Source organism: Ancylobacter rudongensis, assembly GCF_900100155.1.
Lineage (GTDB): Bacteria > Pseudomonadota > Alphaproteobacteria > Rhizobiales > Xanthobacteraceae > Ancylobacter > Ancylobacter rudongensis.
Window position 1 is genome coordinate 147,028 of sequence record NZ_FMTP01000006.1, and the last position, 23,489, is coordinate 170,516.

19 protein-coding genes and 1 pseudogene are annotated in these 23,489 nt (G+C 68.3%); 8 read left to right on the forward strand and 12 right to left on the reverse strand.

The window, feature by feature from the left end; translation table 11 throughout:
* Positions 1-4 precede the first annotated feature (4 nt).
* From BLO63_RS15790 to BLO63_RS15800, 3 genes are all read right to left on the reverse strand, one after another.
* Positions 5-853, reverse strand: coding sequence for an ABC transporter ATP-binding protein (locus tag BLO63_RS15790; RefSeq protein WP_091442444.1), 849 nt, complete (start codon positions 851-853; stop codon positions 5-7).
* Position 854: 1 nt separating this feature from the next.
* A complete protein-coding gene (locus BLO63_RS15795) occupies positions 855-1,673 on the reverse strand; it encodes an ABC transporter permease (RefSeq protein WP_091442446.1) in 819 nt (272 codons plus the stop codon).
* A gap of 309 nt (positions 1,674-1,982) precedes the next feature.
* Entirely contained in the window at positions 1,983-3,062 is a 1,080-nt protein-coding gene (locus tag BLO63_RS15800) for a putative urea ABC transporter substrate-binding protein (RefSeq protein ID WP_091442448.1), read from the reverse strand.
* A 136-nt stretch (positions 3,063-3,198) separates the two neighbouring features.
* On the opposite strand from BLO63_RS15800, the gene BLO63_RS15805 reads away from it, so the two are divergent.
* The 3 genes from BLO63_RS15805 to BLO63_RS15815 all read left to right on the forward strand — a co-directional run bounded on the left by BLO63_RS15805 (position 3,199) and on the right by BLO63_RS15815 (position 6,683).
* The gene (locus BLO63_RS15805) at positions 3,199-3,822 is read left to right on the forward strand and encodes a TetR/AcrR family transcriptional regulator (protein ID WP_091442451.1); all 624 of its coding nucleotides are present in this window, start codon (positions 3,199-3,201) and stop codon (positions 3,820-3,822) included.
* Between the two features lie 177 nt (positions 3,823-3,999).
* On the forward strand, positions 4,000-4,458 hold the full coding sequence (locus tag BLO63_RS15810; protein ID WP_091442453.1) for a (2Fe-2S)-binding protein: 459 nt from the start codon (positions 4,000-4,002) through the stop codon (positions 4,456-4,458).
* 5 nt (positions 4,459-4,463) lie between these two features.
* Positions 4,464-6,683, forward strand: coding sequence for a xanthine dehydrogenase family protein molybdopterin-binding subunit (locus BLO63_RS15815; RefSeq protein WP_091442456.1), 2,220 nt, complete (start codon positions 4,464-4,466; stop codon positions 6,681-6,683).
* A gap of 74 nt (positions 6,684-6,757) precedes the next feature.
* Here BLO63_RS15815 and BLO63_RS15820 read toward each other — a convergent pair whose 3' ends face one another.
* From BLO63_RS15820 to BLO63_RS15840, 5 genes are all read right to left on the reverse strand, one after another.
* Positions 6,758-8,203, reverse strand: coding sequence for an NAD-dependent succinate-semialdehyde dehydrogenase (locus BLO63_RS15820; RefSeq protein ID WP_091442458.1), 1,446 nt, complete (start codon positions 8,201-8,203; stop codon positions 6,758-6,760).
* Positions 8,204-8,385: 182 nt separating this feature from the next.
* Entirely contained in the window at positions 8,386-8,745 is a 360-nt protein-coding gene (locus BLO63_RS15825) for a DUF1428 domain-containing protein (RefSeq protein ID WP_091442459.1), read from the reverse strand.
* Between the two features lie 142 nt (positions 8,746-8,887).
* A complete protein-coding gene (locus BLO63_RS15830) occupies positions 8,888-9,667 on the reverse strand; it encodes a Bax inhibitor-1/YccA family protein (protein WP_091442462.1) in 780 nt (259 codons plus the stop codon).
* 229 nt (positions 9,668-9,896) lie between these two features.
* A complete protein-coding gene (locus BLO63_RS15835; RefSeq protein ID WP_091442463.1) occupies positions 9,897-12,500 on the reverse strand; it encodes an ABC transporter permease in 2,604 nt (867 codons plus the stop codon).
* The gene (locus BLO63_RS15840; protein WP_091442465.1) at positions 12,497-13,222 is read right to left on the reverse strand and encodes an ABC transporter ATP-binding protein; all 726 of its coding nucleotides are present in this window, start codon (positions 13,220-13,222) and stop codon (positions 12,497-12,499) included. The genes BLO63_RS15835 and BLO63_RS15840 overlap by 4 nt, the downstream gene beginning before the upstream one ends.
* A 114-nt stretch (positions 13,223-13,336) precedes the next feature.
* Here BLO63_RS15840 and BLO63_RS15845 point away from each other — a divergent pair, with 114 nt between their 5' ends.
* From BLO63_RS15845 to BLO63_RS15855, 3 genes are all read left to right on the forward strand, one after another.
* On the forward strand, positions 13,337-14,026 hold the full coding sequence (locus BLO63_RS15845; RefSeq protein ID WP_091442467.1) for an arylesterase: 690 nt from the start codon (positions 13,337-13,339) through the stop codon (positions 14,024-14,026).
* A gap of 137 nt (positions 14,027-14,163) precedes the next feature.
* The gene (locus BLO63_RS15850; RefSeq protein WP_091442468.1) at positions 14,164-16,227 is read left to right on the forward strand and encodes an acyltransferase family protein; all 2,064 of its coding nucleotides are present in this window, start codon (positions 14,164-14,166) and stop codon (positions 16,225-16,227) included.
* Between the two features lie 103 nt (positions 16,228-16,330).
* Positions 16,331-17,377: an aldo/keto reductase gene (locus BLO63_RS15855; RefSeq protein WP_091442470.1), complete on the forward strand. Its 1,047-nt coding sequence runs from the start codon at positions 16,331-16,333 to the stop codon at positions 17,375-17,377.
* 42 nt (positions 17,378-17,419) lie between these two features.
* Here the strand turns inward: BLO63_RS15855 and BLO63_RS15860 are convergent, their stop codons facing one another.
* The 4 genes and pseudogenes from BLO63_RS15860 to dapF all read right to left on the reverse strand — a co-directional run bounded on the left by BLO63_RS15860 (position 17,420) and on the right by dapF (position 21,151).
* Positions 17,420-18,022, reverse strand: coding sequence for a septation protein A (locus BLO63_RS15860; protein ID WP_091442472.1), 603 nt, complete (start codon positions 18,020-18,022; stop codon positions 17,420-17,422).
* A 2-nt stretch (positions 18,023-18,024) separates the two neighbouring features.
* Positions 18,025-18,939: pseudogene (gene ftsY / locus BLO63_RS15865) on the reverse strand (signal recognition particle-docking protein FtsY); the annotation flags it as partial.
* A 32-nt stretch (positions 18,940-18,971) separates the two neighbouring features.
* A complete protein-coding gene (mtaB, locus tag BLO63_RS15870; RefSeq protein ID WP_091442476.1) occupies positions 18,972-20,273 on the reverse strand; it encodes a tRNA (N(6)-L-threonylcarbamoyladenosine(37)-C(2))-methylthiotransferase MtaB in 1,302 nt (433 codons plus the stop codon).
* A 2-nt stretch (positions 20,274-20,275) separates the two neighbouring features.
* Positions 20,276-21,151, reverse strand: a complete 876-nt coding sequence (dapF, locus tag BLO63_RS15875) for a diaminopimelate epimerase (protein WP_091442477.1) — start codon at positions 21,149-21,151, stop codon at positions 20,276-20,278.
* 265 nt (positions 21,152-21,416) lie between these two features.
* On the opposite strand from dapF, the gene BLO63_RS15880 reads away from it, so the two are divergent.
* Both BLO63_RS15880 and rlmN read left to right on the forward strand, forming a co-directional pair.
* A complete protein-coding gene (locus BLO63_RS15880) occupies positions 21,417-22,136 on the forward strand; it encodes a GyrI-like domain-containing protein (protein ID WP_091442479.1) in 720 nt (239 codons plus the stop codon).
* A 96-nt stretch (positions 22,137-22,232) separates the two neighbouring features.
* Positions 22,233-23,480, forward strand: coding sequence for a dual-specificity RNA methyltransferase RlmN (rlmN, locus tag BLO63_RS15885; protein WP_091442481.1), 1,248 nt, complete (start codon positions 22,233-22,235; stop codon positions 23,478-23,480).
* Positions 23,481-23,489: the final 9 nt, after the last annotated feature.

A 23,489-nucleotide genomic window follows, 5' to 3' on the forward strand; every position in this document is an offset into this window, starting at 1 on the left:
GCTGTCAGTCCTTCACTAAAGCGGTCTCGAATGCCGGGACGGCTGGGGCGTCCACGGCGGGGGATGGGCCGGCGAGGAGGGCGAGGCGGACCCTTTCGCGCTCCGCCTCGAAGGCCCTGGATTCGCGCACGCTGCGGCACTTGGCTTCAAAGTCGGAGACGATGGTGGCGCCGAAGCGCTCGGGCGCCTGCGGGTCGTTGCGCCGCTTGTCGACGGCGATGACGCGGGTGCCGAGCAGGAAGGCCTCGGGCAGGTCGTGCGTGACCATGACGATGGTCATGCGGTTCTCTTCCCACAATTCGCCCACCAGCTCGTGCATGGAGCGGCGCGTGCCGGGGTCGAGCGCGCCGAAGGGCTCGTCGAGCAGCAGCACCTTCGGCTTCATGATCAGCGCCTGCGCCAGAGCGAGGCGCTGCTGCATGCCGCCCGAGAGCTGGGCGGGGTATTTATGCGCGTGCTCGCCGAGGCCGACGCGGGTGAGCAGCGCCATGGCGCGCTCTTCCAGCGCCCTGCGGCGGGCCCCGAAGAAGCGGCCGAGAAAAGGCGCGCCGGCCCATTGCGGGCCCATCATCACATTGCCGAGCACGGTGCGGTGCGGAAAGACGGAATAGCGCTGGAACACCACCCCGCGATCGGCGGTGGGCTCGGTGGCGATCGGCTCGCCATCGAGGAGGATTCGCCCGCGCGTCGGCTGCTCCTGCGAGAGCAGCATGCGCAGCAGCGTGGTCTTGCCGACGCCGGAGGGGCCGATGATGACGAGGAATTCGTGGTCGGCCAGCGACAGGTTCACCTGTTCGAGCACGACCCGCTCGTCATATTCCTTCCAGACATTCTCGAAACGGATGGTGGTCATGTCAGGCCGCCTTTATCTGGTCCCAGGGATAGGCGGCGACGGCGAGGCGGCGCAGCGCGTAATCCATGAGAAAGGCGAGCAGGGTGATCCAGATCACATAGGGAAGGATCACGTCCATGGCGAGGTAGCGCCGCACCAGGAAGATACGGTAGCCAAGGCCGCCTTCGGAGGTGATGGCCTCGGCGGCGATGACGAAAAGCCAGGCGGCGCCGAGCGAGAGCCGCACCGAATCGATCAGGCGCGGCATCACCTGCGGCAGCACCACCCCCGCGATCATCTGCCAGGTGGAGGCGCCGAGCGTCTGCGCCTTGATGATCTGCTCGGCCGGGATGGCAGCCACCCGCAGCATCACGTCGCGGATGATAAAGGGCGCGATGCCGAACACGATCAGCACGATCTTCGAGGCTTCGCCCAGGCCGAACAGGATGAACAGGATCGGCAGCACGGCGAGCGGAGGGATCAGCGAGAAGGCGGCGAAGAAGGGCTCGAAGGTGGCGCGCAGATAGGGCACGAAACCGACGATGATGCCGAGCACCAGCCCGAGCACGGCGGAGATGCCGAGGCCCAGAAACAGGCGCTGCAGGCTGAGCCAGGTGTCCCACCACAGCAGATACTGGCTGGTGGCCCGATCAATCGTCGTCGCCATCCGCACCATGGTGGTCCAGAAGCTGGCGAAGCTCGGCATCAGCTTGTCCGCCGGCTCCACCGCGAGGCGCGCATTGGAGGCGAGGATGTAGATCGCCAGCACCGCAACGAAGGGCAGCAAGGCGAGGATCAGCCGGACGCCGGGACGTGGCGCGTAATTGATAATGCGGCGCATGGGGGGCCTTTCGGTTGCGATCGTCATCCCGGGGGCTGAACCTCATCCCGCGATGACCGTCATCCTGAGGTGCCCACCCGGAGGGCGGGCCTCGAAGGATGTTCAGGCACGTCACATCCCATCCTTCGAGGCTCGCTCCGCTCACGCTTCAGGAGAAGGGCGCTTTGGAACAGTCTCTCAGGCTTCGTCGACGTATCCCCTGGGCCCCCGGATCGGTGCTGCGCGGGGCGCAACTGGCCCGGGGAACGGGGCGAGGCGTCGCCCCTCACCCCAACCCTCTCCCCGTCGGGGAGAGGGGGGCGTCACCGCTCACAGCTTTCCGTCGACCGCGTCCTTGGTGAAGCTGGCATTGACCCGCATCTTGATGTTGGCCTTGTCGCCCAGCACCGTACCGTCGGCGACCTCGATGCCAATGGTGTCGACGCTGGTGGCGCCCTGGCCGAACAGGCCCTGCTGGAAGCAGAAGGTGCGGATATTGTCCCAGATCTTGGCGTTGTCGGCCGAGGTGAGGAAGGCCAGCGCCTCGGGGGCGGTGTAGAAGAAGTGGGTGGTGTCGAGCTGCGCCTGCAGGCCGCCGGCATCGGTGCCCATGGCGCTGGTCATCACCGCGCGCATCTCCTCGGCGGGGGCGCCGCCGGCCTTGAGGATGCCGAGCGCCTCATACCAGGCGCCGACCACGGCCTTGGCGAAATCGGGATTGTCCTTGAGGTTCTGCGTGTTGCCGATGAACACGTCCATGATCTCGCCGGGGATCTTGGAACTGTCGAACAGGTTGGTGGCGCCCTTGACCTTGAGCATGTCCTCGGTCAGCGGCTTCCAAGAGACGGCGTGCTTCATCTCGTCCTGCGAGATGAAGGCGGCGGAGATTTCCGCGTCCGAGATGTTCACCGTCTTGGCGGCGGTGGGATCATCGATGCCGGCGAGCTGCAGGCCGCGGTTCAGCAGATAGTGCGAGACGCTGTACTGCAGCAGGTACACGTCCTGGCCGGCCAGTTCCTTCACGTCCTTGGCGGTCTTGGAGACGACGATGTCGTTGCCGTCGGAATAGTCGGTGATCAGCAGGATCGAGGTGTCGACGCCGCCGGCCGCCGGCATGGTGAGGCCGTCCATCGAGGCGACGCCGACCGCGTCGATCTCGCCGGCGATGAACTGGTTGATGGAGCCGACATAATCATTGGCCTGGATGACCTCGACCTCGATGCCGTATTTGTCGGCCCATTTCTTCATGATGCCGGAGGTCTTCATGTAGGCGAAGGGCATGAAGCCGATATAGACGGTGTAGGCGACCTTGAAACTCTTCTTCGGCGCGGCGTGCGCGGCGGGCGCTCCCGCAAGGACGACGGCGGTAAGGCTGGCGAAGACGGCTGCAGCCCTGATTATGCGCTTCATGAGGGGTGGCTCCGGTCGCTGAAATGGCTGGACCGGGCTATTAAACGGTGACTTAATATCGTGTGCAAGCCCAACAAATGGGCACGCCTAGCATATGAGCAAGGCAGAAAATTCCGTAAAAATACGGAGGAAAACGATGACGGCCCGAACTGCGCGCAAGCGCCTGCAGCCCGCCGAGCGACGGGGGATGATCCTGGAAGAAGCCTTGCGGCTGTTCGCCCAGCGGCATTTTTCGGTGGTGACGGTGCGCGACATCGCGCTTGTCTGCGATATCAATGTCGGGCTGCTCTACCACTATTTCGACAATAAGGACGATCTGGTGCGGCGCGCCCTTGGGCACGCGATCGAGCAGCTCGTGGCCGGTTACGAGGCGCGCCGCGCCGCCGGGACGGAGCCGCTGGCGGAGATTCTCGCCTGGCTCGACATCCATATGGAGCTGGCGCCCACGCTGGCGCAGATGGTGAAGCTGATGGCGGACTATGCCAGCTCCGGCCTGCGCGACGACGAGCTCGACGCCCTGATCGCCGGCTTCTATGCCCGCGAGAAGGAGTTGCTGGAGGGCGCGCTGGCGCGTGGGGTCGCGGGCGGGCATTTCGCTCCCGTCGACGTTCCCCGCACCGCCCGCCGCATCGGCCTGATGCTGGACGGGATCTTCTATGCCTCCGCCAGCCGGGGCGACGATCGCATCGGCGACGACATCGCCGATCTCGCCGATTTCGTGCGTGACCTGCTGGGCCAGCGGGCCGAGGCGGCGGCCTGAGTTCCGCCCCGCTACGGGCTACCGGCCGGCAGTCACGGAACGGTGATTAGATGATGACCATCATGAAGCGCTAGCCTTCCGGCGGGAGCGCAGTCAACATGGCTGGCCGCCGCCGCGCGGTGGCGGCGGGCTCTTGGCGTTGCGCGTCCTCATCCCCGGGAAGGAGAGGGCGATCTGATGAAATTCACACTCAACGGACGCGAGCAGACCCTTGAGGCCGACGGCGACATGCCGCTGCTGTGGGCGCTGCGCGACATTGCCGGGCTGACCGGCACCAAGTTCGGCTGCGGCGCAGCCCTGTGCGGCGCCTGCACGGTGCATGTCGACGGCGTGCCGGTGCGCGCGTGCCAGACTTCTCTCTCCGATATCGAGGGCAAGAGCGTCACCACCATCGAGGGCGTCGCCGCCACCGGCAAGGTGGGCGAGGCTGTGGTGGAGGCGTGGCGCACGCTCGACGTGGTGCAGTGCGGCTATTGCCAGCCCGGCCAGATCATGTCGGCCGTGGGGCTGCTCAGCGAGAACCGCACACCCACGGATGACGACATCGACGCCGCCATGGATGGAAATGTCTGCCGCTGCGCCACCTATCAGCGCATCCGCGCCGCCATCCACGAAGCCGCCTCCAACCTCGCGTGAGCGCCATGCACCTCATCACACCCGACCACTACCGGCAGATGCTGGCGGGCATGGGCACGCCGCTGGCCGCCTCCCGCCGCAATTTCCTCAAGGGCCTCGGTGCCGCCGGCGGCGCATTGGTGATCGGCCTTCATCTCGGCCCGCGCCTGGCGCTTGCGGAAGAGGCCGCTGCCGTCCCGCCCGCCCCGCCGATGCCGAACGCCTTCGTGCGCATCGCCCCCGACAACACGGTGACGGTGCTGATCAAGCATGTCGATATGGGGCAGGGCGTCACCACCGGCCTGCCGACCATCGTGGCGGAAGAACTGGACGCCGACTGGAGCCAGATGCGAACCGCCTTCGCCCCGGCCGACGCCACGCTCTACAACAACCTCGCCTTCGGCCCGGTGCAGGGCACGGGCGGCTCCACCTCCATCGCCAATAGCTGGGACCAACTGCGCCGGGCCGGCGCGGCGGCGCGAGCTATGCTGGTCGAAGCGGCGGCCACGAAATGGGGCGTGCCGGCGGACAGCATCACGGTCGCCAAGGGCGTGCTGACCAGCGGCAGCCATTCCGGCACGTTTGGCGACTTCGCGGAAGCGGCCGCCAAGCTGCCCGTGCCGGCCGAGGTGACGCTGAAGCAGCCGAAGGACTTCACGCTGATCGGCACGAGGCTGCCGCGCCTCGATTCCGCGGTGAAGACCGACGGCACCGCGACCTATGCGCTCGACATGCGCCGGCCGGGCATGCTGACCGCCGTCATCCGCCGGCCCGACCGTTTCGGCGCCACGGTGAAGAGCTTCGACGCAACGGCGGCGAAGAAGGTGCCGGGCGTGGTCGAGGTGGTGGCGGTGCCCTCCGGCGTCGCCGTGCTGGCCACCAATACCTGGGCGGCGATCCAGGGCCGCGAGGCGCTGGCCGCACTCGAATGGGACGAGGCCAAGGCCGAGAAACGCGGCACGGCCGAGCTGTTCGAGGAATACGCCAAGCTGGCGGCGACGCCAGGCCTGCCCGCCGCGCGCCGGGGCGACGCCGCCAAGGGGCTGGAAGGCGCGGCCAAGATCCTTGAGGCGGAGTTCAGCTTCCCCTATCTCGCCCATGCGCCGATGGAGCCGCTCAACTGCGTGATCGAGAAGACCGGCGATGGCGTCACCATCTGGACCGGCTCGCAGTTCCAGACCATCGAGCAGGCGGTCACCGCCGGCATTCTCGGCCTGAAGCCGGAGCAGGTGAAGATCGAGTCGCTCTATGCCGGTGGCTCCTTCGGCCGTCGCGCCACCGTCACGGCGGACTATGTCGCCGAGGCCGCCACCATCCTCAAGGCGATCGACGGCCGGGCGCCGGTGCACCTCGTCTGGACCCGCGAGGACGACATCAAGGGCGGCTATTACCGCCCGATGTTCTACCACAAGGTCCGCGCCGGGTTGACGGCGGAGGGCAGGATCGCCGGCTGGCAGCAGCAGATCGTCGGCCAGTCCTTCATGGCCGGCACGCCTTTCGAGGCCTTCGCGATCAAGGAGGGGGTGGACGGCACCTCGGTGGAAGGCGCCTCCGACACTAATTACGACATCGGCAATTTCGCGGTGGACCTGCACTCGCCGATGGTCGCGGTGCCGACCCTGTGGTGGCGCTCGGTCGGCCACACCCACACCGCTCATGTGGTGGAGGTGATGATCGACGAACTGGCGCGCGCCGCCGGGCGCGATCCCGTCGAGTTCCGGTTGGAATTGCTGAAGGACAAGCCGCGCCATGCCGCCGTGCTGAAGCTGCTGGCGGAGAAGGCGAACTGGGGCCCGAAGGCCGGGCCCGGCAAGGGGCGCGGCGTGGCGCTGCATGAGAGCTTCAACACCGTGGTCGGCAGCGTGATCGACATCTCGGTAGTCGACGGCAAGATCAAGGTCGACCGCGTCATCTGCGCCGTCGATTGCGGCATCGCCATCAACCCCGACGTGATCGCGGCGCAGATCGAGGGCGGCGCCGGCTTCGGCCTCGGCGCCGCGCTGCATGACGAGATCACGCTGGACGGCGGCGTGGTCGAGCAGGCCAATTTCGACACCTATGTGCCGCTACGCATGTCGGAAATGCCCAGGGTGGAGGTGCATATCCTGCCCTCCGCCAACGCGCCGACCGGCATTGGCGAGCCGGGCGTGCCCGGGGTGGCGCCGGCGCTCTCCAATGCCATTTTTGATGCCACCGGCCAGAGGCTGCGCTCGCTGCCCTTCCGGCTGGAGGACTTCAAGGCCTGAGGGGCGCGCCCTTTCGACATATGAAAAGGCCGGTCGCGTGACCGGCCTTTTTGTTGCAGCGTTAGTTTGCCGGCTTACAAGCCGCCGACGCAGACATATTTCACGTCGAGATATTCCTCGATGCCGTATTTCGAGCCTTCGCGGCCAATGCCGGATTCCTTCACCCCGCCGAAGGGCGCCACTTCCGTGGTGATGACGCCGGCATTGATGCCGACCTGGCCGTAGCGCAGATTTTCCGAGACGCGGAAAGCGCGGGCGAGGTCGCGCGTGTAGAAATAGCAGGCGAGGCCGAACTCGGTGTCGTTGGCGAGGCGCACCGCTTCTTCCTCGGTCTCGAAGCGGAACACCGGGGCGACCGGGCCGAAGATCTCCTCGCGGGCGAAGTTCATCTCGGACGTCGCGTCGGCGATGACGGTGGGCTCGAAGAACTGGCCGCCCAGATCATGGCGCTTGCCGCCGGTGACGAGCCTCCCGCCCTTGGCCAGCGCGTCGGCAACGAAGCTCGCGGTCTTGGCCACCGCCTTGTCGTCGATCAGCGGGCCCTGCACCACGCCCTCCTCAAGCCCCGGCCCGACCTTCAGCTTGGCCGAAGCGGCGGCGAGTTTCTCGACGAAAGCGTCATAGATGCCGGCCTGGGCATAGAAGCGGTTTGCGCAGACGCAGGTCTGGCCGGAATTGCGGTATTTCGAGGCGATCGCACCTTCCACCGCCTTGTCGAGATCGGCGTCGTCGAAGACGAGGAAGGGCGCGTTGCCACCCAGTTCCATCGAGACGCGCTTCACCGTGTCGGCGGCCTGCTTGATCAGCATCTTGCCGATGGGGGTGGAGCCGGTGAAGGTGATCTTGCGGACAGTGGGGTTGGAGGTCATCTCGCCGCCAATGGCCGAGGCCGAGCCGGTGAGAATGTTGACGACACCCTTGGGATAGCCCGCCTGCTCGCACAGCACGCCCCAGGCGAGGCCGGAATAGGGGGTCTGCGTCGCCGGCTTCATCACCGAGGTGCAGCCGGTGGCGAGCGCCGGGCCGATCTTGCGGGCCGCCATGGAGGAGGGGAAGTTCCACGGCGTGATGGCGGCCACCACGCCCACCGCCTGCTTGGTGACGAGAATGCGCCGCTCGCCCCAGGGCGAGGGAATGACATCGCCATAGACCCGCCGGGCTTCTTCCGAGAACCACAGCACATAGGCGGCGCTGGCGCCGACCTCGCCCATCGATTCCGCCAGCGGCTTGCCCTGCTCGATGGTCAGCAACTCTGCGAGCGCCCGCTGATTGTCCATGATGGCGGCGTGCAGGCGCCGCAGCAGCTTGGCGCGCTCATCCGCCGTGGTGCGCGAGAAGGTCTCGAACGCCTTCTCGGCGGCGGCGATGGCGCGGCGCGTCTCGTCCGTGCCGGCATTCGGCACGGTGCCGATCACCTCGCCGGTGGCGGGGTTGGTGACGTCAATCGTGCCGCCGCCATCGGCGCCCACCCATTCGCCGCCAATGAGGTTCGCGTCGCGCTTGAAATCCGCCCAGTTCATGGGTTCCGCCTCTCCATCAGGGGGAGACTGATTCTCCGATCAGGCGGACGACCTGACCGGACCAGGCTCCCGGGGCGCGGCCCTCCTGGCCGGCGCCGGCCAAGGCTATGTAGCGCCCGGCTGGCATGGCGACAATCGCCGGGACGGTCACATCGGTTGTGAGGTTGCGGGCAGAGGGGGGGCTACCCCTTGCGCAGGTCGAGCAGCGAGGCGAAGCCGCCGAAAATCATGCGCTGCCCGTCAAAGGGCATGTCGGTCGCCTCCTTCAGTCGCGCATCTTCCATGAAGCTCTTCATGCCGGCGTCGCGCGCTTCGCGCGAGGGCCACTCGATCCAGGAAAACACCACCGTCTCCTCGGGCGTCGCCTTCACGGCCATGCGAAAGTCGGTGACCTTGCCTTCTGGAACGTCGTCGCCCCAGGCTTCGACCAGACGCAGCGCGCCATGATCGAAGAAAATCTGCGCGGCCTTCTCGGCTACGACGCGGTAGGCCTCCTTGTTGGCGGTCGGCACGGCGATGACGAACCCGTCGATATAGCTCATGGCGTCCTCCTCGTTCTGCCCGGGCAGGGCCGGCAGTCTAGCCGCGTTCCCAAGCGGAAGGGCGGTAGGCTGCGCAGGAGGGGAAACGAAAAAGCCCCGGCCGGGGCCGGGGCTTTTCCTGTTAGCGGAGCCTTGGGGTGGCTCAGTTGTTCCGGTTGCCGAACAGCTGCAGCAGCATCAGGAACATGTTGATGAAGTCGAGATAGAGCGTCAGCGCGCCCATGATCGCCTTGCGACCGGCCACCACGTCGTCGTCACCGGCGAAGTACATCTCCTTGATGCGCTGGGTGTCGTAGGCGGTGAGGCCCGCGAACACCAGCACGCCCACCACCGAGATGATGAACTGCAGCATGGAGGAGGCGAGGAAGATGTTCACCACCATGGCGACCAGAATGCCGATCAGGCCCATGACGAGGAACGAGCCGAGGCCCGAGAGGCTGCGCGAGGTAGTGTAGCCATAAAGGCTCAGCCCGCCGAACGCCGCCGCGGTGATGAAGAACACCCGGACGATGCTCTCATGCGTGTAGACCAGGAAGATGCTGGCAAGCGACACGCCGACGAGTGCGGCATAGACCCAGAAGATGGTCTGTGCGGTGGCGACGCTCAGCCGGTCCACCCGGAAGCTGAGGAACAGCACGGCGGCGAGCGGCGCGAACATCACGACATAGCGCAGCGGGCTGCCGAACAGCGTGGCGCCGAACTCGGTGAGGTAGATGCCGGCGAACTGGTAGGGGGTCGCCACATCGGAGACGGCGAGCATGTAGATGCCCAGCGCCGCCGCGCCTGTGATGGCGAGGCCGAGCGTCATGTAATTGTAGACGCGCAGCATATAGGCGCGCAGGCCCTGGTCGATGTCGGCCTGCGTCCGGGCCGCGGTCGCCCCGAAGCGCGGCACGGAGACGTTGCGGTTAAAGTCGGACATGGTCGAATCCTCTCGCGAAATCCCGTCACCCACTCCGCCACCGGCGCTCCGCCGGGCGGCGTGGATCATTGCGCTGAATATGAGGGCGCGACCCTCCTGCCGCAAGTGAAGTTTGCGACAGGAATGACGCTGCGGCAGAAGGTTCTGCCGCAGCGTGCGTTGAGTGAGAGCGGTTGGCGGCACCGCGATCGGCGCCCTCGGCGCCTCCCGGGATCAGCGCCCCGGCGCCTCACAGATTGCGCAGGATGCGCGCCGGCTTCTGGCCCAGAGCCCGCCAGGTTCCGATCAGGCCGAAGCCGACCGTGAGCACCAGCGCCACCGCCACCGCGCCGAGCGCCGCGCCGGCGGACCAGGCGAAGCCGAGCTTCATCACATAAACCACCACCACATAGGCCGCCGCCGTGCCGGCGCCGACCGCGACCACCGCCGTGACGAGGCCGAGCGCTGCATATTCCAGCGCATAGGCCGCCACCAGCCGCGCCCGCGTGGCGCCAAGCGTCTTCAGGATCACTGCGTCATAGACCCGGTGATGCTGGCCTGCCGCCAGCGCGCCGGCGAGCACCAGCACGCTGGAGAGCAGGGTGACGAGGCTGGCGCCGCGTATGGCGATGAGCAGATTGCCCACGATCTCGCCGATCTGGGTCAGCGCCTCCTTCACCCGCACGGCGGTGACGGCGGGGAAATCCGCCGCCACGGCGCGGCCGAGGCTGCGCTCGGTGGCGACATCGCCGCCGTCCGGCAGCGTCAGCGTCGCCAGCGAGGTGTGCGGCGCGCCGGCGAAGGTGTTGGGCGAATAGACCATGACGAAATTGATCGCGAGCCGCTCCCACTCCACGTCGCGCAGATTGGCGATGGTGGCGGTGATGGAACGACCGAGCACGTTCACCGTCACCTCGTCGCCGATCTTGAGGCCGAAGGCGTCGGCGATCTCGCGCTCGAAGGAAACAAGCGGCGGGCCGGCATAATCGGCCGGCCACCATTCCCCGCTGGCGAGGATGGAGCCCTCGGGCAGGTCCTGCGCATAGGTGACGCCGCGATCGGAGGAGAGCACCCAGGCGAATTCCGCCGGCGGGTCGAGGCTCTCCGCCGGGCGCCCGCCCAGAGTGAGGATGCGCCCGCGCAGCATCGGCACCACCTCGACCTCGCCCTCCGGCGCCTTCTCGCTGAGGAAGCGGGTGAAGCTGTCTGTCTCGCTGTTCTGGATGTCGAGGAAGAAGAAGCTCGGCGCCTCGGTCGGCAGGCGCGAGGTGAGTTCGCGCGTCAGGCTGCGGTCAATCAGCGCCAGCGTCACCAGCAGCGTCAGGCCGAGGCCGAGCGACAGCACGATGGTGGGGGTGAGCGCCGCCGGCCGGTGGATGTTGGCCAGAGCAAGCCGCAGCGCGGTGGAGCGCGGGCGCGGCAGCCGGCGCGCCACCGCCATGATGCCGGCCGCCACCAGGCGCAGCGTCACCAGCACGCTCGCCGCCGCCGCGAGATAGATCATCGCGATGTGCCGCTGCTCGGAGGCGTAGACGGCGAGACCCGCCAGAGCGGCTACCGCCAGCGCGGTGAGGACGACATAGACGAGGCGCGGGCGGCGCCGGGCGCCTTCCACATGCTCGCGGAACAGCGCCGACACCGGCACGTCATGGGCAAGGCCGAGCGGCCACAGCGCGAAGGCCAGCGCGATCAGCGCGCCATAGGCCAGCGCCAGCAGGATCGCGCCGGGCTGCAGGCTGGGCTCGATGGCGACGGGAAGCAGATGGCCGAAGGCGGCATTGGCGAGGAAGGGCAGGGCGGAACCGACCGTGATGCCGATGGCGATGCCAATCAGCGCGATCAACCCCACCTCGGCGAGATAGATGCCGAACACCGTCACCCCCGGCGCGCCGAGGCTCTTGAAGGTAGCGATGACGCCGCGCTTGGCGTCGAGATGGCTCTTCACCGCATTGGCGACGCCGACGCCGCCGACCAGAAGGGCGGTGAGGCCGACGAGGGTGAGATACTCAGTGAAGCGGCGGACATTGTTTTCCAGCCGTGGGGCAGCAGCGTCGCGGGTGCGGGCTTCGAAGCCGGCCTCCGGCGCGCCTTTCTGCACCTCCTCGACGAAGGCGGCGAGTTCGGCCGGGCGGTCCATCTTCACCCGGTAGTGCCAGCGCACGAGGCTGCCGGGCTGCAGCAGATCGCTTGCCCGCAGCGCCTCGACCGACACCATCAGGCGCGGACCGAAGCCGATGCCTGTCGAGAGCAGGTCCGGCTCGCGATCGAGGGTGCCCTTGAGGATGAGCGTCGCCGCGCCGAGCTGGAAGCGATCGCCGGTCTTTAGCTGCAGCCGGTCGGCGAGGGAGGGATCGACCAGCGCGCCATAGGCGTCGCCCGTGCGGGCGAGGGCTTCGGCCAGCGGCTGCGGCGGGGCGATGTCGAGCGTGCCGACCATGGGGTAGACGCCGTCCACCGCCTTCACTTCCGCCAGGGTGGCGTCGAGCGCCTCGCCGCCGCCGGCCCGGGCCATGGCCCGCAGCGTGGCGATGGTGGAGACCCGCCCGCCCTCCTCGATCAGCCGGTATTCCTCCGGGCTGGCCTCGCGCTGGACGAGGGTGAAGGCGGCATCGCCGCCGAGCAGGGTGGTGCCCTCGCGCGCCAGCCCATCGGTCAGGGCGCGCGAAAAGGCGCCGACGCCGGCAATGGCGGCGACACCGAGCGCGAGGCAGGCGAGGAACACGGCGAAGCCGCGCAGGCCGCCGCGCAGTTCGCGCAGGGCGAAGCGCAGCGGCAGGGTGCGACGGCTGGGCGCGCGCAGCGGGGCGGCCCGGCCGGCATCCGCCGCCGAGGTGGAAACCTGATCCGTGCTCATACGCGGCTCTCTTCGCCGGCCCCGGCCAGCGCGTCCGCCGTCTCGACCGCACCGGACCGCAGCCGCACCGTGCGATCGCAGCGGGCGGCCAGCGTCGCGTCATGGGTGACGATGACCAGCGTGGCGCCGCGCCGCGCCTGCGCCTCGAACAGCAGGTCCATGATCTGCTTGCCGGTCGCCTCGTCGAGATTGCCGGTCGGCTCGTCGGCGACGAGGATACGCGGCTCCGGCGCCAAAGCGCGGGCCACCGCCACGCGCTGCTGCTCGCCGCCGGAGAGCTGCGAGGGATAATGGTCGAGCCGGTGGCCAAGGCCGACGGCGGTCAGTTCGGCGGCGGCGCGGGCGAAGGCGTCCGCCCGGCCGGCAAGTTCCAGCGGTACGGCGACATTCTCCACCGCCGTCATGGTGGGGATGAGGTGGAAGGCCTGGAACACGATGCCGACATGCCGGCCGCGAAAGCGGGCGAGGGAATCCTCGTCGAGGCCGGTGAGCTGCTGCCCCGCCACTTCGACCCGGCCGGCATCGGCGCGCTCCAGCCCGGCCAGCACCATCAGCAGGCTCGACTTGCCCGAGCCGGAAGGGCCGACCAGACCGACGGCCTCGCCCTGGCTTATGGCGAGCGAGATGCCCTTGAGAATATGGACGCGCGCCGCGCCGTTGCCGAGGGAGAGATCCACCCCGTCGAGGCGGATGGCGGTGGCGGTGGTCTTGTCAGAAGGCATGGGGCTCTTTTCGCGTCTGTTCGGGCCGGCGAAGGCCTCGTCCTCTGGAGGCCGACATCTCCCGCACCATATGTTGCGCTGCACCGTTTCCGAAAGGGTAGACCCTTGTCACGATTGCTCCATCGGCTCTTTGCTCTCTGCGGCCTTGTCCTTGTTGGCGGGGCGGGCCTCGCCACGCCTGTTCTGGCCGAACCGCTGCGGATCGTGGCGTTTGGCGACAGCCTCGCGGCCGGCTACGGCCTGCCGGCCAGCCAGGCCTTCCCGGTACGGCTGCAGGCGGCGCTCAGGGCCAAGGGACACGAGGTTGTGATCGAAAATGCCGGCGTTTCCGGCGACACCACCAGTGCGGGTCTCGCCCGGCTCGACTGGTCGATCCCCGAGGGCACGGATGGGGTGATCCTGGAACTCGGCGCCAATGACGCGCTGCGCGGCCTCGATCCCGCCATCCCTGAGAAATCGCTCGATGCCATTCTGGCGCGGCTGAAGGCGCGCGGCATTCCCGTGCTGCTGGCCGGCATGCAGGCGCCGCCCAATCTCGGCGCTGCCTATCAGAAACGCTTCGATGGCCTCTATGCGCGGCTGGCGCAGAAATACGGCGTGCCGCTCTACCCGTTCTTCCTCGATGGGGTGGCGGGCAACACGGCGATGAACCAGTCCGACGGCGTTCACCCCACCGCCGCCGGGGTCGAGATCATCGTCGAGCGCATGCTTCCGGCGGTGGAGGCGTTCCTTGCCACGCTGAAGGCGGGAGCGCCGGCGGCGGGCGGCGGCGGGCCGGCCTCGGGCGGGCCCAATCCCGGCTGACGGCGACCCCGCAGCGGGGGTGGGTGCCGGCAAGATTGTGACGAAGTGTTGCTGGGCGGTCCTCGACGCATGTGGGCGGCTGGGCTATCGCTCGCCCTGGGGCCGTGTCGTGCCGAAGTCTGCTTGTGCGGGGGCACATGAAATACCGAAGCGAGATCGATGGCTTGCGGGCCGTCGCCGTCGTTCCTGTGATCCTGTTCCATGCCGGCTTCGGGGCGTTTTCCGGCGGTTATGTCGGCGTCGACGTCTTCTTCGTCATCAGCGGCTACCTGATCACCATCATCCTGCTGACCGAGATCGAGAGCGGCACCTTCTCGATTGCCCGCTTCTACGAGCGGCGAGCCCGGCGCATCGTGCCGGCGCTGACCGTGGTGATGCTGGCGTGCCTGCCCTTCGCCTGGATGTGGATGATCCCCGACCAGTTGCGCGAGTTCGGCGCGAGCCTCATGGCGGTGGTGTTCTTCGTCTCCAACTTCCTGTTCTGGAGCGAGGAGGGCAGCTATTTCGCCGCCGCCGCCGAGTTGAAGCCGCTGCTGCACACCTGGAGCCTGGCGGTCGAGGAACAGTATTACCTCTTCGCGCCGCTGAGCCTGGCGCTGCTCTGGCGCTTCGGCCGGCGCACCCTGTTCTGGCTGGTGGTGGCGTCGGCGGTGCTCGGCCTTCTCGCCACCGAATGGGGCTGGCGTTACGCGCCGCGAGCGAACTTCTACCTGCCGCAGTTCCGCATCTGGGAACTTCTCGCCGGCTCGATCTGCGGCTTCATCGCCACCAGCCACTCGCCAGGCACCAAGAATCTGCCGCGCGCCAGCAATGGGCTGAGCGCGCTCGGGCTGGGGATGATCCTGTTCGCGATCTTCGCCTTCGACGAGAACACGCCGTTCCCGAGCCTCTATGCGCTGGTGCCGGTGGGCGGGGCGTCGCTGGTGGTGCTGTTCGCCCATAAGGGCACATGGGTGGCCCGCCTGCTCTCGGCGCGGGCGCTGGTCGGCATCGGGCTCATCAGCTACAGCGCCTATCTCTGGCACCAGCCGCTGTTCGCCTTTGCCCGCATCCGCTCGCTGGTAGAGCCGGCGCCGACACTGATGATGGGCCTCGCGCTGCTCTCGATGGCTCTGGCCTATGTCAGCTGGCGCTTTGTCGAGCAGCCCTTCCGCCGGCGGCCACTGCCGCTGCTGGCTTCGCGCCGGGCGCTGTTCGCGCTGTGCGCGGGGGTGGGCGCGGGTTTTGTCGGCTTCGGCCTTTATGCCTACCTCTCCGCCGGCGTTCCGAGCCGGCTCGCCGGTGTCGAGCCCGGCAGCTACGCTGAGAAGCTCCTCGCTTCGACGCGCAGGGCAGGGCTCCGCGTCGATTGCGCGTCGGTGCCGCCGGGCGAGAACCGGCCGCCCCTGTGCGCGGTCTTCACCCCGGCAAACCCGAAGCTACGCATTCTGATCATCGGCGACAGCCATGCCGGCTCGCTCCTGTCCGCTTTCGCCGGCGTCGGGCGGGACAATGCGGTCTACCAGATGGCGCTGGCCAGTTGCCCGCCGATCAACCGCACCTCGCTGCACCGGGCGATTTTCGATATCGGGGTGTGCGAGCAGGCCACCCGTGACCAGGTGCAGGCGGTGCGCGAGGGGCAGTTCGACGTGGTGGTGCTGGCCGCCCGGTGGTCGGTCTATGCCGGCCGCGAGGGCCGCCGCTCCTTCGCGCTGGGGCCGGAGGGCGACCCGTATTTCCCCTCCCTCGCCACCTCGCGCGCCACCTTCTCCAGCCATCTCGCGGCGACGGTGAAGGAGTATCGCGATCTCGGCGTCGCCGTGGTGCTGATCGACCAGGTGCCGGAGCACCGGGTGCTGCCGCGCAAGGTGATCGAGCAGGCGATCCTGCTCGATCTCGATCAGGGGCAGGGCGAGGCGCAGTTCGAGCAGGCGGTCAGGGAGAGCTCCGTCACCGTCGAAGAAGATGGCCGGCTGCAGGCCTTCACCGAGGCGGAGCTGGACAAGCTGCGTGGCGAGAAGGTGTGGGTGCTGTCGTTCGACGAGCTGTTCGCGCACGACGGGCGTTATCTTTGGGGCGACCGCGACGGCACCTTCTATCTCGATGGCGACCACCTCTCCGCCCATGGCGCGGCGCTGCTGGCGCCGGCGATGACGGTGGCCTTCGAGGAGATCGCGGAAGTGGTACGTGCGGGCCGGCCGTCGGGCGCCGCCCCGCCCTGACGGGGGCTGCCGCCGGCCGCCGACGGGAGGGCGGCTTGCCGGGCGGCGCGCGGCTACCTATCTTGCCCGCATCTCCCGCCCCTTTTTCCGAAAAGCGACTGACATGAAGTATCGCCCGCTGGGCCGCACCGGCCTTGAGGTGTCCACGATCTGTCTCGGCACCATGACCTATGGCCAGCAGAACACCGAGGCCGAAGGCCACGCGCAGATGGACGCCGCGCTTGAGCGCGGCATCAACTTCTTCGACACCGCCGAACTCTATTCCATCCCGCCCAAGCCCGAGACCCAGGGTTCGACCGAGCGCATCATCGGCAGCTGGTTCAAGGCGCGCGGCACCCGTGACAAGGTGATCCTCGCCACCAAGGTGTGCGGTCTCTCGCAGATGACCTGGTTCCGCGACGACGGCGCCCCGGCGCGCCCCACGCGCGGGCAGATCCGCGAGGCGGTGGAGAAGAGCCTTGTCCGGCTCCAGACCGACTATATCGACCTCTACCAGCTGCACTGGCCGGGCCGTCCGGTGGCGCTGTTCGGCGCGAACCCGACCCGGTGGGAGAGCGCGCCAGGCGAGGAAACGCCGATCGCCGAGACGCTCGATGCCTTCGGCGAACTGGTGAAGGAAGGCAAGATCCGCCATGTCGGCCTCTCCAATGAGAGCGCCTGGGGCACGATGACGTTCCTCCATGAGGCGGAGCGCCGTGGCGGCCCGCGCGTGGCCTCGGTGCAGAACGCCTATAATTTGCTGAACCGCACCTATGAGACGGCGCTGGCCGAGGTGAGCCTGCGCGAGAATGTGGGCCTGCTCGCCTATTCGGCCCTGGGCCAGGGCTATCTCACCGGCAAGTACCAGAAGGGCGCGCTGCCCGAGGGTTCGCGCACCGCCCTGTTCCAGCGGGCGTCCCGTTACCAGGTGCCGGGGGCGGAGGAGGCGATCGAGGATTACCTCACGATCGCCCGCGACGCTGGGCTCGACCCTTCGCAGATGGCCATCGCCTTCTGCCTCACCCGCGACTTCATGACCTCGGTCATCATCGGCGCGACGACGATGGAACAGCTCGCGATGGACATCGGCGCGGTGGACGTGACGCTGTCGCCGGAGGTGCTGGCGCGCATCGACGCCGTGCACCAGCTTCGCGGCAATCCCTGCCCCTGAGCGGGGTATCAGGGAGGGTGGTCGAAAGCGCGCCGCCCTCCCTCAGCCTTCGCCCTTGCTCTCGGGCGGAGCGTGCCGGGTCATCAGCGGCACCTGCGCCATGGCGAAGATGAGCGTCAGCGGGAGATAGCCGAAGGTCTTGAACGCCACCCAGGTGTCGGTCGAGACGTTGCGCCAGACGATCTCGTTCAGCACCGCCATCACCAGGAAGAACACGCCCCAGCGAATGGTGAGCTCGCGCCAGCCCTGGTCGGTCAGCACGAAGACGTCGCCCAGCACATAGGGCAGCAGCGGCTTGCGCAGCCACAGGCCGGCGAGCAGGGCGCCGCCGAACAGCGCATTGACCAGGGTCGGCTTCATCTTGATGAAATGGTCGTCCTGCAGCACCAGGGTCAGCGTGCCAAACACCAGCACCACGCCGGCCGAGACCAGCGGCATGACCGCGATCTTGCGGGCGATGATCCACATGACCGCCAGCGCGGCGAAGGTGGCGACCATGAAGGCGCCGGTGGCGAGGTAGATGCCGCCGCGCCCGTTGGCGACGAAGAACACGACCAGCGGGCCCAGCTCCAGCGCGAATTTGAGCAGCGGGTGCATGGTGCGCAGGCGCGTAGCCGGGGGCGCATCGGACGGTGAATCGCTCATGGTCAGTTCTCCAGTCCGACGATGGCGCGGGCGAAATCGCGCGCCGCGAAGGGTTGCAGGTCGTCAATGCCTTCGCCGACGCCGATGAGATGAATGGGAAGGCCATGCTTGGCGGCGAGGGCGACCAGGATGCCGCCGCGCGCCGTGCCGTCCAGCTTGGTCATGACGAGGCCGGTGACGCCGGCCACCCGCTTGAACGCTTCCACCTGCTGCAGCGCGTTCTGGCCCACGGTGGCGTCCAGCGTCAGCACCACGGCGTGCGGGGCGGTGGGGTCCTGCTTCTTGATGACGCGGACGATCTTCTCCAGTTCCGCCATCAGCTCGACGCGGTTCTGCAGCCGGCCGGCGGTGTCGATGATGAGCACGTCGGCGCCCTCCGCGCGGGCCTGCTGCAGCCCGTCAAAGGCGACGCCGGCGGCGTCGGCGCCGGGGGCACGGGAGACGACGGTGGCGCCGGTGCGATCGGCCCAGACCTTCAGCTGCTCGATGGCGGCGGCGCGGAACGTGTCGCCGGCGGCGAGCACGACTTTCTTGCCCTGCGCCTTCAGCGTGGCGGCGAGCTTGCCGATGGTGGTGGTCTTGCCCGACCCATTGACGCCGACCATCAGCAGGATGAACGGCTTGTTCTCGCTGGCGAAAACCAAAGGCACGGCGACCGGGTCCAGCACGGTCTCGATCTCGGCCGCGACGAGGGCGCGCACCTCCTCCGGCTCGATGGTCTTGTCGTAGCGCCCCTTGCCGACGGCGGCGGCGATGCGGGCGGCGGTGTCCACGCCGAGATCGGCACGGATCAGCACGTCCTCCAGATCCTCCAGCGTGTCGGCGTCGAGCTTGCGCTTGGTGAACAGGTCGGTGATGCCGGTGGACAGGCCGGTAGCGGTGCGGGTGAGGCCCTGCGTCAGGCGTTTCCAGAAGCCGGGGCGGGTGGTGGTGTCGTCGTTCATGTCGTTCATGCCGCGATCAGCCGAACGCCGTCATGGCCGGCGATGCGGATATGGGTGAGCGTGCCGTGCGTCAGCGGAGTGGACAGGCGCACCGGGGTGAAACTCTTGGTGCGGGCAAGGCCGCCGCGCTCGGCCAAGACCTCGCGCCGCCCGCCGATCTCGCCGGCGAGATGGCGCAGCAGGGCGTGGGCGCCCTTCTCGCGCAGCCGCCGCGCCCGCTCGCGGGCAAGTTCCGGGGGAAGCTGCGGCATGCGGGCGGCCGGTGTGCCGGGGCGGGGCGAGAAGGGGAAGACGTGCAGATGCGTCAGCCCGCAGGCATCGACCAGGTCGAGCGAGGCGCGGAACGCCGTCTCGGTCTCGGTGGGGAAGCCGGCGATCAGATCGGCGCCGAACACCATGTCCGGCCGCGCCCGCCGCAGCGCCGCGCAGAGGCGGATGGCGTCGGCGCGCGCATGGCGGCGCTTCATGCGCTTGAGGATGAGGTCATCGCCGGCCTGCAGCGAGAGGTGCAGATGCGGCATCAGCCGCTCTTCCTCTGCCAGCGCCCGCATCAGATCGGCGTCGATCTCTATCGAATCGACCGACGAGAGCCGCAGCCGCGGCAATTCCGGCACATGGCGAAGCAGGGCCCGCACCAGCGTGCCGAGCTTGGGCGCGCCCGGAAGGTCGGCACCATAGGAGGTGAGGTCGACCCCGGTGAGCACGATTTCGCGGGCGCCTTCCGCCACCAGCTCGCGCACCCGCGCCACCACCGCGCCCATCGGCACCGAACGGGAATTTCCCCTTCCATAGGGGATGATGCAGAAGGTGCAGCGATGGTCGCAGCCATCCTGCACCTGCACGAAGGCGCGGGTGTGCCCCTCTATGATGTCGGCGGGCCCGTCGAGCAGGTGCGGCGCGGTCTCGCGCACGGCCATGATGTCGCCGACGACGAGCTTCGCCGTGTCGCCGAGGCCGAAATCGAGCGCGGCGCGGGTGGCCTCCCATGTCGCCGGGGCGGTTTTTTCGGCATTGCCGAGCACCCGGTCGACCTCGTCCATGCCGGCGAAGCGTTCGGGCTCGGTCTGGGCGGCGCAGCCGGTGACGACAATACGGCGCGCGGGGGATTCGCGCTTCAGCCGGCGAATGGCCTGGCGGGCCTGCTTCACCGCCTCGGCGGTGACGGCGCAGGTGTTGACGATGACCACGTTCTCCAGCCCCGCCGCGCCCGCCATGGCCTTCGCCGTGGCGGAATCGAGCGCGTTCAGCCGACAGCCGAAGGTGACGACCTCGACCGAGGAGGCGGGAGCACGGGAGGCGAGCGTCATGGTCACTCGGCGCCGGCAGGGGCGCCGAGCATGGCGGCGGTGAGCCGGCCGTCGAACTCGATTTCGGCCGGGCCGGTCATCAGGATGTGGTCGTCGCTTTCGCGCCAGTCGATGACGAGATCGCCGCCCGGCAGGGTGACGGTGACGCGCCGCCCGGTGAGGCCGAGGCGCGCGGCACAGACGGCGGCGGCGCAGGCGCCGGTGCCGCAGGCGCGGGTGAGGCCGACGCCGCGCTCCCATACCCTGAGGATGATGTGCTCGGGCGAGACGATCTGCGCGGCCGAAATGTTGGCGCGCTCGGGAAAGATCGGGTGGTGTTCCAGCTCCGGCCCGAGGCGGGCAAGGTCGACGGCCTCGACATCATCGACCCAGAAGATGGCGTGCGGGTTGCCGACATTCACCACGGCGGGCGCGCGCAGCACCGGGGCTTCCGCCGGGCCGGCCTGCAATTCGATGGCGCGGGTGTCGGCGACCGGGCCGGCGAGCGGAATGTCGTGCCAGCCAAAGCGCGGCACGTCCATGTCCACCGTGATGCCCTCGGGCCCTATGGAGCAGGCGAGCGGGCCGGCGACGCTCTCGAAGACCAGATGGTCGGCGCCGGTGCGGCCGGATTCATAAAGCGCGATGCAGCGCGTGCCATTGCCGCAGGCGCCGGATTCCGAGCCGTCGGCATTGATGATGCGGACGAAGGCGTGGGTGCCCTCGCTCTGCGGCGGGTACAGCGCCATGATCTGGTCGAAGGGCAGCACGCCGTCGCGGGCGAGGGCGCGCGCCTCTTCCGGCGGCACCATGAGCGGTGCCTCGCGCAGATCCAGCACGACGATCTCGTTGCCGAGACCGTTCATCTTCACGAAAGGGCGGTTTTCCAGCGCGGCCATTGACCCGGTTTCACAGCGTGCGGCGGCAGGGCCACCAAATGTGAGGGAAGAGGGTGCGGTCCTTATATGGCGAAGCGCGGAGGATTGGCCAGACCTATCGGCCGCACCGGCGGACCTGCCATCGTCCTGCCGCGCACCTGCCGAAAGACGTGTCGCGGGCGGGCGACAGCCGCGCGCAAACACCTCAGCGTGTTCCCCGCAGCGTCGCGGGCGGCGGGCGGGAGTGCTAGAAGTCTCGGCTCACGCCCTTTCCGGTGAACCGACGATGATGGTGATTTCGTCCTCCCGCGCCCTTCCGCGCCGGCTCCTTCTCCTGCTCGCGCTGCTGGCCGTGCTGGCGCTGCCCGCGCCGCTACGGGCGCAGGGCGAGGCGGCCCCGGCCGCGCCCGGCGTGGCGGCGCCCGAGACCGCGCCGGATCCGGCGCCGCTCGACGAGGACGACATGATCGCGCCGCCCATGGTGGACCCGCGTTCGGTGGAGACGCAGAACGTCGCCCCCGCGCCCGATCCGCTGAGCCGGCCCGATGGCTTTGGCGAGCCGGCGGTGATGCAGCCGGTGCCGGTGCTGATGAAAAAGGCGCATGCGACCTGGGACGACGCCTTCACGACCATCGTCGCCACGCTGAAGCAGATCGACGCCGAGATGGCGCGGCTGAAGCTAAAGGCCAACGGGGCGTCCTTCATCATCTACACCTCGACCGATGATCTCGGCTTCGACTTCGAGGCGGCAGTGCCGTTTGAGGGGGCGACTGCCGAGAAGCCCAAGGACGGCATGGAATTCTCGGCCTCGCCGGCGGGCAAGGCGCTGCGCTTCACCCATCGTGGCCCCTATGACGCGATGGACCCGACCTATGAGCAGATCGCCAATCTGCTCGACGCCAAGGACCTGGAGGCCCAGGACGTCTATGTCGAGGAATACCGCTCCGACCCGCGCAGCACGCCGGAGGACGACCTCGTCATCGACATCTGGGTGCCGCTGAAGTGATCTTACGAGCCGGGATGACGGCGTCCGCGGCCCCATATTCGCCTCGCCCGCCGCTCTGTGCTATGAGGCGCGCAAACGGACATCATCGATAGCGACATGAACCTGATCGATACCACTGCGGCTCCTGCCGCCGGGGCGCGCGCGCCCGTAGAGATCGCCGGCACCGAGCCGCGCCGCTCGCCTGCGAAGCGGTCCCTTGCCGGGCTCGACCGCGACGGGCTGGCCGCTGCGCTGGCTGAAATCGGCGTCTCCGAGCGGGAGAGCCGCATGCGCGTCGCCCAGCTCTGGCACTGGATCTATCTGCGCGGGGCGCTGTCCTTCGACGAGATGACCAATGTCGGCAAAGGCCTGCGCGAGAAGCTCGGTGCCGCCTTCACGCTCGACCGCCCCGAGGTGGTGGTGGAGCAGGTGTCGAATGACGGCACCCGTAAATGGCTGCTGCGCCTGCCGCCCGATATTGACGGCGACAGGCCGCACGATGTCGAGATGGTTTATATCCCCGAGAGCGACCGCGGCACGCTGTGCGTCTCTTCCCAGGTCGGTTGCACGCTGAACTGCTCGTTCTGCCACACCGGCACCCAGCGCCTGGTGCGCAACCTCACGGCGGCCGAGATCGTGCTGCAGGTGATGGTGGCGCGCGACCGGCTCGGCGACTATCCCGGCCGCGACCGGGCCGTCGGCCCCGGCCTGCCCACAGAGGGCGACCGGCTGGTGACCAACATCGTGTTCATGGGCATGGGCGAGCCGCTCTACGCCTATGACTCGGTGGCGAAGTCCATCGAGGTGCTGGCCGATGGCGAAGGCCTCGGCATCGGCAAAAGGCGCATCACCGTCTCCACCTCGGGCGTGGTGCCGGAGATCGAGAAGCTCGGCCGCGAGGTCGGGCCGATGCTCGCGATCTCGCTGCACGCGGTGCGCGACGAACTGCGCGACGAACTGGTGCCGATCAACAAGAAATATCCGCTGAAAGTGCTGCTGGAGGCCTGCCGCACCTACCCGCCAGCCTCTAACGCCAAGCGCATCACCTTCGAATACGTCATGCTCAAGGGCGTAAACGACAGCCCCGCCGACGCCAAGGCGCTGGTGAAACTGCTGGCCGGCATTCCCGCCAAGATCAACCTGATCCCGTTCAACCCCTGGCCGGGCACGAAATATGAGTGCTCGGACTGGGAGACGATCGAGCAGTTCTCCGACATCGTGTTTCGCGCCGGCTATTCCAGCCCGGTGCGCACGCCGCGCGGGCGGGACATCCTCGCCGCCTGCGGCCAGCTGAAGAGCGAGACGGAAAAGCTCTCCGCCCGTGAGCGGCTGGCGCTGCGGGCGATGGCGGCGGCGGCGGAATAGGCGGGGACG